The sequence below is a fragment of the Conservatibacter flavescens genome, assembly GCF_002795425.1.
Lineage (GTDB): Bacteria > Pseudomonadota > Gammaproteobacteria > Enterobacterales > Pasteurellaceae > Conservatibacter > Conservatibacter flavescens.
In genome coordinates, this window is the sequence record NZ_PHHA01000013.1 from 25,158 (window position 1) to 39,155 (window position 13,998).

At 39.0% G+C, this 13,998-nt stretch carries 15 protein-coding genes; 8 read left to right on the forward strand and 7 right to left on the reverse strand.

Annotated features, from left to right (window positions below):
- Positions 1-120: 120 nt before the first annotated feature.
- From tgt to secF, 6 genes are all read left to right on the forward strand, one after another.
- Positions 121-1,275 carry a tRNA guanosine(34) transglycosylase Tgt gene (tgt, locus tag CVP05_RS06035; protein WP_100288678.1) on the forward strand — a complete coding sequence of 385 codons (1,155 nt, stop codon included), beginning with the start codon at positions 121-123 and terminating at the stop codon, positions 1,273-1,275.
- A 2-nt stretch (positions 1,276-1,277) separates the two neighbouring features.
- Positions 1,278-1,790 carry a hemerythrin domain-containing protein gene (locus tag CVP05_RS06040; protein ID WP_100288679.1) on the forward strand — a complete coding sequence of 171 codons (513 nt, stop codon included), beginning with the start codon at positions 1,278-1,280 and terminating at the stop codon, positions 1,788-1,790.
- 6 nt (positions 1,791-1,796) lie between these two features.
- The gene (locus CVP05_RS06045) at positions 1,797-2,006 is read left to right on the forward strand and encodes a sulfurtransferase TusA family protein (protein ID WP_100288680.1); all 210 of its coding nucleotides are present in this window, start codon (positions 1,797-1,799) and stop codon (positions 2,004-2,006) included.
- Between the two features lie 134 nt (positions 2,007-2,140).
- Positions 2,141-2,437: a preprotein translocase subunit YajC gene (yajC, locus tag CVP05_RS06050; RefSeq protein WP_100288681.1), complete on the forward strand. Its 297-nt coding sequence runs from the start codon at positions 2,141-2,143 to the stop codon at positions 2,435-2,437.
- Positions 2,438-2,466: 29 nt separating this feature from the next.
- Positions 2,467-4,314 (forward strand): protein translocase subunit SecD, encoded by a 1,848-nt coding sequence (gene secD, locus CVP05_RS06055; RefSeq protein ID WP_100288682.1) that lies wholly within the window; start codon positions 2,467-2,469, stop codon positions 4,312-4,314.
- Positions 4,315-4,329: 15 nt separating this feature from the next.
- Positions 4,330-5,301 (forward strand): protein translocase subunit SecF, encoded by a 972-nt coding sequence (gene secF, locus CVP05_RS06060; RefSeq protein WP_100288683.1) that lies wholly within the window; start codon positions 4,330-4,332, stop codon positions 5,299-5,301.
- Between the two features lie 89 nt (positions 5,302-5,390).
- Here the strand turns inward: secF and dhaM are convergent, their stop codons facing one another.
- From dhaM to dhaK, 3 genes are read right to left on the reverse strand one after another with little or no spacing between them, the layout of a single operon-like run.
- A complete protein-coding gene (dhaM, locus tag CVP05_RS06065; RefSeq protein ID WP_100288684.1) occupies positions 5,391-5,786 on the reverse strand; it encodes a dihydroxyacetone kinase phosphoryl donor subunit DhaM in 396 nt (131 codons plus the stop codon).
- Positions 5,787-6,425, reverse strand: coding sequence for a dihydroxyacetone kinase subunit DhaL (gene dhaL / locus CVP05_RS06070; RefSeq protein ID WP_100288685.1), 639 nt, complete (start codon positions 6,423-6,425; stop codon positions 5,787-5,789). It lies immediately after the preceding gene.
- A 2-nt stretch (positions 6,426-6,427) separates the two neighbouring features.
- Positions 6,428-7,498, reverse strand: a complete 1,071-nt coding sequence (dhaK, locus tag CVP05_RS06075) for a dihydroxyacetone kinase subunit DhaK (protein WP_100288686.1) — start codon at positions 7,496-7,498, stop codon at positions 6,428-6,430.
- 244 nt (positions 7,499-7,742) lie between these two features.
- Here dhaK and CVP05_RS06080 point away from each other — a divergent pair, with 244 nt between their 5' ends.
- Together CVP05_RS06080 and proA are read left to right on the forward strand one after the other, a co-directional pair.
- On the forward strand, positions 7,743-8,414 hold the full coding sequence (locus tag CVP05_RS06080) for a trimeric intracellular cation channel family protein (protein WP_100288687.1): 672 nt from the start codon (positions 7,743-7,745) through the stop codon (positions 8,412-8,414).
- 8 nt (positions 8,415-8,422) lie between these two features.
- Entirely contained in the window at positions 8,423-9,682 is a 1,260-nt protein-coding gene (proA, locus tag CVP05_RS06085) for a glutamate-5-semialdehyde dehydrogenase (RefSeq protein ID WP_100288688.1), read from the forward strand.
- 300 nt (positions 9,683-9,982) lie between these two features.
- On the opposite strand, the gene CVP05_RS06090 is transcribed toward proA, so the two are convergent.
- From CVP05_RS06090 to CVP05_RS06105, 4 genes are all read right to left on the reverse strand, one after another.
- Positions 9,983-10,492 carry a DUF4411 family protein gene (locus tag CVP05_RS06090; RefSeq protein ID WP_100288689.1) on the reverse strand — a complete coding sequence of 170 codons (510 nt, stop codon included), beginning with the start codon at positions 10,490-10,492 and terminating at the stop codon, positions 9,983-9,985.
- Positions 10,492-11,625 (reverse strand): ImmA/IrrE family metallo-endopeptidase, encoded by a 1,134-nt coding sequence (locus CVP05_RS06095; protein WP_100288690.1) that lies wholly within the window; start codon positions 11,623-11,625, stop codon positions 10,492-10,494. The genes CVP05_RS06090 and CVP05_RS06095 overlap by 1 nt, the downstream gene beginning before the upstream one ends.
- 236 nt (positions 11,626-11,861) lie before the next feature.
- Positions 11,862-13,037, reverse strand: coding sequence for an Obg family GTPase CgtA (gene cgtA / locus CVP05_RS06100; RefSeq protein ID WP_100288691.1), 1,176 nt, complete (start codon positions 13,035-13,037; stop codon positions 11,862-11,864).
- A 32-nt stretch (positions 13,038-13,069) separates the two neighbouring features.
- Entirely contained in the window at positions 13,070-13,996 is a 927-nt protein-coding gene (locus tag CVP05_RS06105; RefSeq protein ID WP_100288692.1) for a DMT family transporter, read from the reverse strand.
- Positions 13,997-13,998 lie beyond the last annotated feature (2 nt).

The following is a 13,998-nucleotide window of genomic DNA, read 5'->3' on the forward strand; positions in this document are numbered from 1 at the left end:
CTCCCCGGTCCCTACTCTATAATTCTCTCTAACACCCGAATAGATTTATGCTACAATGCGTTTTTTAATTCGGGTGAGCCCGATAATCTCCGAACTGTTTCTTCGTAGATAGAGGATTAAATGAAATACGAACTCCATAAAACCAACGGTCGCGCTCGTCGTGGTCGTTTAATCTTTGAGCGGCCGCAAGGGACGTTCACCGTTGAAACCCCTGCGTTTATGCCTGTAGGCACTTATGGTACGGTAAAGGGTATGACACCGGAAGAAGTGCGGGCGACCGGTGCTGAAATTTTACTTGGTAATACTTTTCATCTTTGGCTACGTCCAGGACAAGAAGTCATGCGTAAACACGGTGATTTACATGATTTTATGCAATGGCACCGTCCGATTTTAACCGATAGCGGCGGGTTCCAGGTGTTCAGCTTAGGGAAGTTACGTAAAATCACGGAAGAAGGGGTGAAATTCCAAAACCCGATTAATGGTGAGAAAATTTTTCTTTCCCCTGAAAAATCAATGGAAATTCAATACGATCTCGGTTCTGATGTTGTGATGATTTTCGATGAGTGTACGCCTTATCCTGCCACCTTTGACTATGCCAAAAACTCAATGGAAATGTCATTACGTTGGGCAAAACGTTCGCGCCAACGATTTGACGAACTTGGCAATAAAAATGCGTTATTTGGCATTATTCAAGGCGGCACTTATGAGGAATTACGCAAAATCTCGGTTGAAGGCTTGGTAGAAATCGGTTTTGACGGTTATGCGGTAGGAGGGCTAGCCGTAGGTGAGCCGAAAGAAGATATGCACCGTATTTTAGAATATGTGACCCCGAAGATCCCGATGGATAAACCGCGCTATTTAATGGGGGTAGGTAAGCCAGAAGATTTAGTTGAGGGTGTTCGTCGTGGTATTGATATGTTTGATTGTGTCATGCCAACTCGTAACGCGCGTAACGGGCATTTATTCGTCAGTAACGGAATTGTGAAAATCCGTAATGCAAAATATCGTGATGATACTACGCCGCTGGATCCTGAATGTGATTGTTATACCTGCAAACATTACACCAAATCCTATTTATATCATTTAGATAAATGTGGTGAAATTTTAGGTGCTAGGTTAAATACCATTCATAACCTGCGCTACTATCAACGTTTGATGGAACAAATCCGTGCGGCTATTGAACAAGAGCGTTTTGAGAGCTTTGTACAGGAATTTTATGCCAAAATCGGCAAACCTGTGCCACCTATTGACAGTTATCATCCATTTGAGGGGTAATTATGCAAATTTTAGAACCACAACAATTTGCCAGCTGGGCAGAACCTATTGAGATGCTTTATGCTTGTCACAGCAAAGTTAAGCGTTTTTGCCGACAATTACAGATTTTACCTGATTATTTGGCCAAAAATGGGGTAAATCAGGCGGTGAAAAATGATGTGCAACAAATCTTAAATTATTTCACCATTTCCGCCCCGTTACACCACGATGATGAGGAAAAAGATTTCTTTCCAGCTGTGGTGAAGCAATATCCACAAGCCCAAGCAGATATTGATGAGTTAGAAAAACAGCATGTTATTTTGCATGAAAATTGGGCGAATTTATCGGTACAGTTGCAAGCTTTGTTAAATAATGAACAAGACAGTATTTCTCAAGAGCTTATTGATAAATTTGTGGCTGGCTATGATGTACATATTGCTATTGAGGAACCGTTGTTTGAGCTGGGGAAAAAATACTTATCTGAACCTGAACTCAATACAATGGGGAAAATTATGGCAAATCGTCGTCAGGTTTAATTTTTAATGCGCTATCAATTAGATACGCAGCAATACCGTTGCCCTATCCCTCTATTGATGACGAAAAAAGCAATATTGGGATTAAATAAAGGTGATGTGCTTGAAGTCAATTTAAATACAGAAAGTGCGGTGGAAGATTTTGTACTTTTATGCAAAACACTACACTGCTCTATTCAAGTTGATCCGACAAGGTTAAGGTTGACTATTTGCAAATAGAATAAAAACATTGCAAATATTGACCGCTCTTTGCAAGATCATTTTCACATTAAGGGAATTTTATGGTATTTTTATGCAGCGAATTTTTTCGTTCAATTTATTGATTAAACTTTAGATAATTAAAAGGAAAAAATATGGAACAACAAGGCGGCGGCATGCAAATGATCTTTATTTTGGTCATCTTTGCGCTTATTTTCTATTTTATGATTTATCGTCCACAAGCAAAACGCAATAAACAACATCGTGAACTGATGGCGTCACTTGGTAAAGGCGAAGAAGTCTTAACCTCTGGCGGTTTAATCGGCAAAATCACAAAAGTATCCGCTGACAGCGATTCTGTTGTGATTGCATTAAACGAAACAACTGAAATCACAATTAGAAAAGATTTTATTGTGGCTGTATTACCAAAAGGCTCAATTAAATCTCTTTAATTTAAACCTCCTTTCCGCAAGGGAAATCTATGTTAAATCGTTACCCTTTATGGAAGAATCTAATGGTGATCTTTGTGGTCGCCATTGGTGCTTTATATGCGCTTCCAAATCTTTACGGTGAAGATCCTGCCGTACAAATTTCCGGAACTCGTGGGCAATCGGCCGACGAAACGACCTTAAGTCAAGTCCAACAAGTCTTGACTGAAAATCAACTTTCGGTGAAATCCATAACACTCGAGGAAGGCTCTATTTTAGCGCGCTTCCCGAATACCGATATTCAACTTTTAGCCAAAGATAAAATTGCTGAAAAATTAGGAAATAATCATTCAGTCGCTTTAAACTTGGCGCCAGCTACGCCAAATTGGTTAAGATCAATTGGTGCTAACCCAATGAAATGGGGATTGGATCTACGTGGTGGTGTACGTTTCTTGATGGAAATTGATATGAACACTGCGTTAACCAAACAACAAGAGCAATTACAAGACAATCTTCGCACAGAATTACGCCAAGAAAAATATCAGTATACGGGAATCCGTAGCGGTGAGAATTTTAGCACAATTGTTACCTTAGCTAATCCAACCCAAGCCCAAGATGTACAACGTTTTTTACGTCGTCAACACAGTAATTTGGATATACGTATATTGCCAGACAATAGCCTGCAACTTTCTCTTTCAGAAAATGCGTTGGCAACCGCTCGCGATAATGCGGTAGAACAAAACATTTCCATTTTACGTAAACGTGTTGAAGAACTCGGTGTGGCAGAACCTGTTATTCAACGTCAAGGCGCTGAACGTATCGTTGTAGAATTGCCTGGTGTACAAGACACCGCGCGCGCAAAAGAAATTTTAGGTGCAACGGCCACCCTTGAATTTCGTATGGTGAATCAAAATGCCAATGTTGATGCTGCTGCTCGTGGCCTAGTCTCTGCTGACTCTGAAGTCAAATATACGCGTGATGGATCGCCTGTTGTATTGTTTAAACGCGCAATTTTAGGCGGTGAACACATTACAGATGCGAATTCTAGCAATGATGAATATGGACGCCCACAGGTTAACATCTCTCTTGATAGCGATGGTGGAACATTGATGTCCAATGCCACTAAATCCGCAATTGGTAAGCCAATGGCAACTTTATATAGCGAATATAAAGACAGTGGCAGAAAAGACGAAAATGGAAAATCAATTCTTGAAAAACATGAAGAAGTGATTAACGTTGCAACTATCCAAGCCCGTCTAGGTAATAGTTTCCGTATTACGGGTATTGATAGTTCTGCTGAAGCGCAAAATCTCGCAGTATTACTACGTTCTGGCGCATTAATTGCTCCAATTCAAATTGTTGAAGAACGTACCGTTGGACCATCTTTAGGTGCACAAAACGTTGAACAAGGTATTCAAGCCGGCCTATGGGGGCTACTGATCACCGTCATCTTTGTTGGGCTTTATTACCGTAAATTTGGCTTAATTGCTGATATTGCCTTAGTAGCTAATATGGTACTCCTCATTGGATTGATGTCCATGTTACCTGGCGCAACCTTAACAATGCCAGGTATTGCAGGGATTGTTTTATCTGTGGGAATGTCTATTGATGCAAACGTACTCATATTTGAGCGCATTAAAGAAGAAATTCGTAATGGTCGCCCTATCCAACAAGCGATCAACGAAGGTTATAACGGTGCATTTACCAGTATCTTTGACTCTAATTTAACCACCATTTTAACTGCGATTATTTTATATTCTGTTGGTTCAGGCCCAGTAAAAGGTTTTGCTATCACACTTTCTTTAGGTGTTGCTATCTCTATGTTTACCGCTATTACTGGCACACGAGCAATCGTAAACTTCCTTTACGGTGGCAAACGTTTAACCAAATTATCCATTTAGCGTAAGGACAAGATTGTGAGTTTATTAACTGAGAACAATGAGCCAATCAAAGAAATCCAAGGGATTAAACTTCGCTATGGCTTAATGAATTTTATGAAATACCGCATATGGGGTTATTTGGTATCCCTGGTATTTGTTGTTATATCAATCTTTTTTGTTGTGACTAAAGGGTTTAACTGGGGATTAGATTTTACGGGGGGAACTGTTATTGATTTAACTTTCTCTCAGCCGGCTAATCTTGATGAAATACGTGCGACCTTAAATAATAACAACATTACAAGCGCTACCGTACAAACATCAGGTAGCGTTCGAGATATCATGATACGTTTACCCGCGTCTATCAATGATCCGAATATTGGTACAACAATTAAAAATATGATGACGACACTCGATCCTGAAACAACCGTAAACAGCATTGATTTCGTCGGACCAAATGTGGGAGAAGAACTGACACAGTCAGCCATTTATGCGACATTGGCAACACTGGGAATGTTATTAATCTATATAGGCTCACGTTTTGAATGGCGTCTAGCCTTAGGGGCTATTGTGTCCCTCGCCCATGATGTGATCGTCACCTTAGGTTTCTTTGCGTTTCTGCAAATTGAGGTGGATTTAACCTTTGTGGCTGCAATATTATCTGTAGTAGGCTACTCATTAAATGACAGTATCGTGGTATTTGACCGCGTACGGGAAAACCTGCGTAAGATTCGCCGTATTGAAGTATTTGATATTATTAATATTTCATTAACACAAACATTATCTCGTACCTTAATGACATCCATCACGACGATTTTTGTCGTCGTTGCCTTACTTGTATTCGGTGGTCCAAGTATTCATAGCTTTTCTCTTGCGCTATTGATTGGTATTGGATTTGGTACTTACTCTTCAATCTTTGTTGCCATTGCTTTTGCTTATGATGTAGGCTTAAAACGTGAACATATGATTGTACAAAAGAATACAGACGAAGACATCGACGATCTACCATAATACAAGTTATTTTATATTAAGGTTTAATAACTTTTACTCATCATAGGGACAAATAAAAATTTGTCCCTCTCTTTTATTAAATGGTAACTTTAACCTTTTAGGGAATAAGCTAAATCAGCTTCCGCAAGCACGCCTTCAAGACTATCCCCTCCTGAGGCCGCAACGACAGCCCCAATAGTGCCTTCAACTAATGGCGCTCGACTAATCCTAACTCGCTCACTAATAGCAGGATCTAATAATTCTAACGCGGTTTCCGCACTTAAAATTGCACTTCCCAAATCAACCATTACCACTACGCCATCTGGACTATATACTTCCTCAATAGCCGCCATGATTTTTGCTGCATCAGTGCCAATCGGATTATCCGGATCATCTATTCCCGCCGCTAATGCAATTTGACAATCGTCACTTTTCATTTGTGAGGCCAATTCCATTAACCCTTGTGCGAGTCTTTTACTATGAGACACAATGACAATATTAACCATCTATTTTTCCACACTATCTAATAATGCTCTCAATATATAAACAGCTGATGTCGCACCTGGATCTTGATGTCCTATACTGCGTTCATTTAAATAGCTAGCACGTCCTTTTTTCGCTTTCATCGGAATGGTACCGGCTAAACATTCTTCTGCTCTTTGTACCGCAGTCGTTAAAGCTTGGGCCAAAGAAGCTGATGTATCACTACAACCCGCAATTTCCAAAGACGCAATAGTTGGGATCCACACATCACACATTGTCTTATCCCCAATTTCTGCACGCCCACGTGTAACAATACCATCAACGCCATCTTTCAACATTTGAAAAACCTCACGAAAAGAGAGCGATTCTTTTCCAGCCACACTTTGTGCGCCTTTAATGAAAAAAGTACCAAATAAGGGACCACTTGCGCCACCAACCTGAGAAAGTAATGTCATTCCTGTTGTTTTTAAAATACTGCCAATATCCTTGTCCGCAACGGTAGGCAATTTTGCCATGACCCCCGCAAAACCACGCTGCATATTTAACCCATGATCAGCATCGCCAATCTCACGATCCAATTCGGTTAAATACTCCTTATTTTCATTAAAATACTGCGCACAATTTGACAACCATTGCAAGATTTGTGCTTTTGTTAATCCCATGTTCACACTCCCCAACGTAATGCTGTGGTTTGTACAGGCGCATCCCATAACGCCAAAATCTCATCATCACATTTAAGCAATGTAATCGAGACACCTTTCATATCTAATGATGTACAATAAGAACCTATCAGATTTCGTTCGATTATTAAACCAAACGCAGCACAATAACGTTCAAGGCTATGATAAATACCATAAAGTTCAGACAGCGGAACAGCACCTAAATTATTCACTAACACAATAACTTTATCACCGGGCTGTAACGCATTTTTACTTTCAATATCCTCCACCCATGTGGCACTTTCTCTATCCCAATGACGAATCGCTCGTTCATAGTGTCCATTTTTTATCAACGTTTCAAACATCTGTTCAACAGTTTCATCAAGACTTAAAAAAGAACGGCGCTCAATGCCTGGCTCCCCATGAATCCCTACACCAAACTCCATTTCATTCTCTGCCAAAACAAAAGATGGCACGCCAGCAGCAGGTACCGTACAAGCCTCTAATGCAATACCAATTGAATGACCTTGATTATTTAACCGCGCGCCTAAATCTAACAAAGCCTCCAAACGCCACCCTTGTTCAGCGGCCGCCCCTAAAATCTTTTCCATCAACACCGTGTTAGCCACCCCTCGACGACCAGCAGTATACAAACTATCTTTCACTGCCACATCATCATCCACCAATACCGTACCTACTTTTACACCACTATCATGTAACAGCTCCACCGCAGTTTCAAAATTCAAGACATCTCCGGTATAATTTTTAATTAATAGCAATACTCCCTCACCACTATCGACGGATAAGGCACATTCAAATATTTGATCCGGTGTAGGCGAAGTAAAAATTGCGCCCGGACACGCACCATCAAGCATACCTTGACCAACAAAGCCTATATGCATAGGCTCATGCCCACTTCCTCCACCAGAAACTAATGCCACTTTTCCCTCTATCGGCACATCACGACGTCGTATAAACAATGGTGCTTCATTTAACACTAGTTGTGGATTGCCTTTAATAAATCCTTGTAGTTGTTCTTGCAATACTGTTTCAATACGATTGATTAGTTTTTTCATTGCTGACCCCAAAAAACATCAAATTTAATACTACCTATATGATATTCTATGAAAAATATTTTCCCATTTCTGTAATCAGGTTCACAGTTTTTGGAAAAAATATCACTTTTTTCTAAAATTGTGAGCTACATCATTTTTCACTATAAAAGTCCATAAAAATACAGATAAGTGCGGTAGAAATCATGGTATTTTTCCCCATTAATCACTACAATGAGCATATCAAATACAACTTATCGTTCTCCGTATGTTATTAACAATCCTCTACATTATTGGCATTACTGCTGAAGCCATGACTGGCGCCCTTGCCGCTGGGCGTGAAAAAATGGATATTTTTGGTGTGATTATTATTGCAGCGATGACTGCCATTGGTGGTGGTTCAGTACGTGATATGTTACTTGGACATTATCCTTTAGGCTGGGTTGCACACCCTGAATATATCTTAATTGTCGCTGGCGCAGCTGTTTCTACCGTTTTTATAGCCCCTTTAATTCGTAATTTTAGTCGTTATTTTCGCACTATTTTCTTAGCATTAGATGCACTCGGCCTTATTGTCTTTTCAATTATCGGTGCCCAAGTCGCCTTAGATATGGGCTATGGTTTTACAATCGCCACAGTAGCAGCCATTATCACCGGTGCATTTGGCGGGGTATTACGTGATTTATTATGCAATCGTATCCCGCTAGTATTTCAAAAAGAACTCTATGCAAGTATTGCATTACTCGCCACCTGCATTTATATTGGTCTACATGAACTAAACGTCGAACATAACATCGTTGTCCTCATTACATTAGTCAGCGGTTTTATTTTACGTTTACTCGCTATTCGATTTGAATTAGGCTTGCCCGTTTTTGATTATCAAGAACAAATTGAGCCAAAAGAAAATATTGATGACAAACTGCCACGACTAAAAAAGTAGGAAACAATATGACTGATTTAATCACAATGGGGAAACAAGCGAGAGAAGCAGCATTCGTTTTATCACAGCTCTCCTCAGCGGAAAAAAACTACGCTCTCCAAATCATCGCAGAACAATTAGAAGCACAAAGCACAATTATCTTGGCCGAAAATGCCAAAGATATTGCGCTAGCCCGTCAAAATGGCTTATCCGAAGCAATTATTGATCGCCTTTTGCTTACCCCTGAACGCTTAAAGAGCATTGCGAATGATGTGCGCCATGTGATTTCCCTTGCTGACCCAGTGGGGCAAATTATTGATGGTGGAAAATTAGATAGTGGTCTGAAAATTGAACGCGTGCGAGTACCATTAGGCGTAATCGGCACGATTTATGAATCTCGTCCAAACGTGACAATTGATGTCGCGAGCTTGTGTTTAAAAACAGGGAATGCCGCTATTTTGCGTGGAGGAAAAGAAACGCAATACTCCAATAAAATTTTAATTGAAGTCGTACAACACGCTTTAGAACAAGCTAATTTACCAAAATATGCCGTACAAGCCATTACGGATCCAGACCGAGCATTGGTCATGGAATTACTAAAATTAGACCGTTATGTGGATATGATCATTCCTCGTGGTGGTGCTGGATTACATGAGCTTTGCAAACAACATTCTACCATTCCGGTTATCGTTGGCGGAATTGGTATCTGCCATTTATTTGTGGAACAATCTGCGGACCAAGAAAAAGCGTTACCACTGATTGAAAATGCGAAAACCCAGCGTCCAAGTACTTGCAACACCCTCGAAACGTTATTAGTGCAAGAAAGTATCGCGGCGGAATTCTTACCAAAACTTGCAAAAGCGTTAGCCCAAAAACAAGTAAAATTTCATGCAGATCCGACCGCTCTTTCACTGCTACAAGCCTGTAATGCTGACGTAACACCAATACAGGAACAGGAATTACGCAACGAATGGCTAACTTATGATTTAAATGTTGTGATTGTAAAAGATCTTACACAAGCCGTCGCGCATATCCGAGAATATGGTAGCCAACATTCAGATGGTATCTTAACTGAGTCCGTAAAACTAGCACAACAATTCATTACACAGGTAGATTCTGCTGCCGTCTATGTTAATGCGAGTACTCGTTTTACTGATGGTGGGCAATTCGGTCTTGGTGCAGAAGTTGCGGTTAGCACACAAAAACTTCACGCGCGCGGCCCAATGGGACTTGAAGCCCTCACAACTTATAAGTGGGTCTGCATGGGAGATTACACTTCTCGCAAATAATCCGGATTCATTTGAAATCCTTCAGCCACCTTGTTAGTTATATTATTCACGACAAATCCCCTCTAACTAACAAGGTGTAATGGGAAAATGCTTGCGAATTTGCCTAACACTATTTTAGTGTGATGTAAAATCTAGGTCACCTGCAATACTGACTTATATTTCTTGTTATCATTACGACTTTTGAAGTGAATTTAGATAATTTATTCATGGAATATTTTATTATATAGAGGAGGAAAGGAAGATTAGACACGATATAAAGGAGTACAAAAATATCATCTAATACCCCAATGCTATGCCTATTTATTTGATAGAAAAATTATGCCCTGCGCATTTCTCCATAAACTCAAATAACGTAATAGTTTCAACATGATGAGCTATAGCAACATTAGGAATCATAATTCTTTTTTTCGCATCAGGATTAAACTTTTCTTGTGTAACAAGAGTATAGCCATGCTCCATAGCATGAGCGATAATCCAAGCATCTGCATTTTTTTCTTCAGCAAAGTCATCAAACGCTTTTTGCATAACTTTTTTAGTATTAACTAAATCTTGTCCATATATCATTAATTTTGCATAGCTATCCACAGATTCAAAATGATCTTCAAAAAAACTATCAGGTACATTTTTTACCCATTCTTTCAATTCATCTGACTGAGCTAAAAGTTCATCTTTCACCGCTTTGATACTATACACTATCCCTTTTTTATGAAGCTCAAGAAGTAAATCCCAAAAGCATTGAGCAAATCCAAACTGGTAAAAAGTATTTTTGGCTGTAATGAAAATATTGGCATCAATTAAATAACGTTTCATCAAACTTTCCCCTGTCGCTTACGATAGATAGCCATTAAAGTATCAGCTCTGATATTCAATAATTTTCCAGCTTCTCTAAGAGGAATATGTTGACTAATTGCTTGATTAATTACCGTATCACTAAATCTAGGACTTTGTCTTACTTTTACAGTATTATGAAAATCACCGCCTCCACTACTATTGGATTTTTCCAAATTTCTTAATTTCTCTCTCTCTTTAGCTATTTCACTTTGAGCTAATAACCCCAAAGTAACAGCTTTAATAATAATCGCAAATCGACTAACCTTAAATAGCGTAACTAATACTTCTATACTTTGTTCTCTATTATCGGCTTGCCAATATCGGCAAAATTCAACAGTAGGCATTAAAAATTCAGCAGCAACCTTATTACAAAAAGATTCTACATTTTGCTCTTGGTTCCAAGAAGAAACACCTGACACCCCAATCCAAATATGGGCTACTTCATGAATAAGCGTAAATAATTGAGCTGCTTGGTAATCAGAACCATTGATAAATATAACAGGAGCTATAGGATCGACTAATGCAAAACCACGAAATTCATTAACGCTAAGCGTTCTACTATTATTATGCTTAACAACTCCACTTTTAAAAACAAGAATACCAATTCGTTCAAATTCTTTTGTCAGAAACTTGAAATAATCATCTCTTCTTAATTTTTTGATTTGTTCTAGTAAATTATTTATCCCCAGTGTTTTTAAAATATCCCTAGCAACATCATTAGGCGTTCGTTTTTCATGAAGTTGAAATTTACCAACAAATGACAATGCTTCATGACCTTGTTCTATCAGGTAATCTTTAAACCAATCTTGTTTATATCTTATATCTTGCAGTACATCAAAGAAATCTTTACTAAGAGGCTCAGCTCCTACTACCTGACGTAAATCAGGTATATCCGGTTTCTGTATCTTTGGTGGGGTTTGTAAAAAAAGGTAACCAAAAGGAATATTCGCTCTTTTAGCAAGTTTAGTCGCAGTCGTTTTAGTTAAAATACCATTTAAAAAATCATCTGCTTTTTTAGGAGCGAGTTCATCTGCCAAAACTTGAGGAGTAATTTGCTCCAAGTCTGCAATCCAATGAATAATTTTCGGGGAAATTTGTAACTCAGCTCTCATTTTAATTGTTTATGTTTAACAGATGATTAAAGAAGGCTTAAAAAAATTATAAACGAAAAGTAGTCTAATTCAATAGTATTAAACTAAAATTACTCACTTTACCACCGTTTTTTAAAAATGTTCTCAAACTAAATAAATCACTTATTTTCTTATCATAAAGAAAAATCCTTGTGACCGACAAGTATCACAAGGATTGTAATAAAATTCAGCTAGGCGCTCTTCAAAAGACTCCCTCATTAAGGTTTATAAATAATCTCTACACCCTCTTCGTCTTCTTCTGACCAGTCATCCCAATCATCATCGTCATCATCAGCAAACTGATGTTCCGCTAATTGCTCTTGGTGATAATCATCCCATTTAAATTTCACCTCTTCTGCTTCAGCATTTTCTGCTTCAGCCTCACGCGGGTTAGCTTCGATAAAGTCCATAATGTCACGAGTAATAGCCGACACATTCTTCCCTGTCGCCGCAGAAATAAGATAGTAATCTTCATTCCAACCTAAGCGCTCGGTAATTTCTTTGGCCAAACGTTCGGCCTCTTCATGACTCATGGTGTCGATTTTATTAAAGACTAACCAACGCGGTTTATCCGCCAAAGTTTCACTATATTGGAAGAGTTCGGATTCAATAATACCAATATTATCTGCAGGATCTGACTCATCAATTGGCGCAATATCAACAAGATGAATTAATACTCGACAACGTTCTAAGTGTTTTAAAAAACGAATACCTAAACCCGCACCTTCTGATGCACCTTCAATGAGTCCCGGAATATCTGCCACCACAAAACTGCGATTCGCATCAACTCTTGCAACGCCTAAACTCGGCACTAATGTGGTAAAAGGATAATCAGCTACTTTAGGTTTAGCCGCTGATACCGCACGAATAAAAGTTGATTTTCCTGCGTTTGGCAAACCAAGCATTCCTACATCCGCCAAAAGTAACAACTCAAGTTGTAAATCGCGTTTTTCACCCGGTGTACCATTTGTTTTCTGACGTGGTGCGCGATTCACTGATGACTTAAAACGGGTATTCCCTAAGCCATGATAGCCACCTTTTGCAACTAACATCTTTGTACCATGCTTAGTTAAATCTCCCAACACCTCTTTGGTATCATTATCAATGGCGCGTGTTCCAACTGGCACGCGCAAAGTAATATCTTTGCCTCGTTTACCTGTACAATCAGAACTCCGCCCATTTTCTCCACGCTCCGCAGCAAAACGTTTTTCGAAACGATAGTCAATCAATGTATTTAAATTTTCATCAGCAATTAAATAGACATCGCCACCATCGCCGCCATCACCACCATCAGGACCACCTTTAGGAATATATTTTTCTCGGCGAAAACTCACACAGCCATTTCCACCATCTCCCGCTTCAACACGAATTAACGCTTCATCAATAAATTTCATTTTTTACCTTCTCATCTCCCGTCAAAGTGCGGTCAAATATTACTATTTTTCTTAAATAACTTATGTCCAATCGCCGACAACATTGCGCCTAATACTACAATAAATGCGCCAATATAACTAATCATATTTAGCTCTGGGTTAGCAAAATAGATTGGATAAAAAAAGTGCAATATATGGGAGAATAAAATCGTGAATAATGGCACTAACGTCACCACCACACTCACTTTCGATACATCCCAACGATTTAATGCTTCTGCATATGCACCATACCCAATCAACGTATTTGCACAGCAATAAATAAAACAAATTACGCCCAAATGATTTAGGGCAGCCACTTGTGACAAGCTTGCTGTTGGTGCAAATACTAACGCGCAGCCCATATAGATCATCATTAAAATTTGCTGACTATTAAATTGACGCAACATAAGTTTCTGCGCGATACCATAAGCGACCCAAACCGTTGCAGCAATTATGCTGAGCAACACACCCAATGCATATTGATTCAGTTCAACTAAAAAAGCTAAGCGCTCATTAAAAAACAATCCTAAACCGATAATCAACACCATTAAACCTAATTTTTGGTGTAATCCGAGCTTTTCTTTAAAGAATACCACACCACAAATCAGCATAATAAATGAAGATAAATGAATAAAAATTTGTGTAACTGCTGGTTCTATATACTTTAAAGAGGAACTGAAAAAGAAGAAATTACCGGCTAATCCAAGCACGCCTATTATCGCCAAACGTCCGTAATACAAATTAAATTGGCGCAATTTGGGTAACTTTCCACTCAACCCTAATAAAATTAATAACACAATGGCTGCAGTCAAAAAACGATAAAATACAACAGTTTGAGCATTCATACTCACTAACACCTGCTTAAGTGCGACGGGCAATGATCCCCATGCCATAGCGGTAATTAATGCTAATAGAAAACCGACAAAAGGTTGCTGTTTCATCA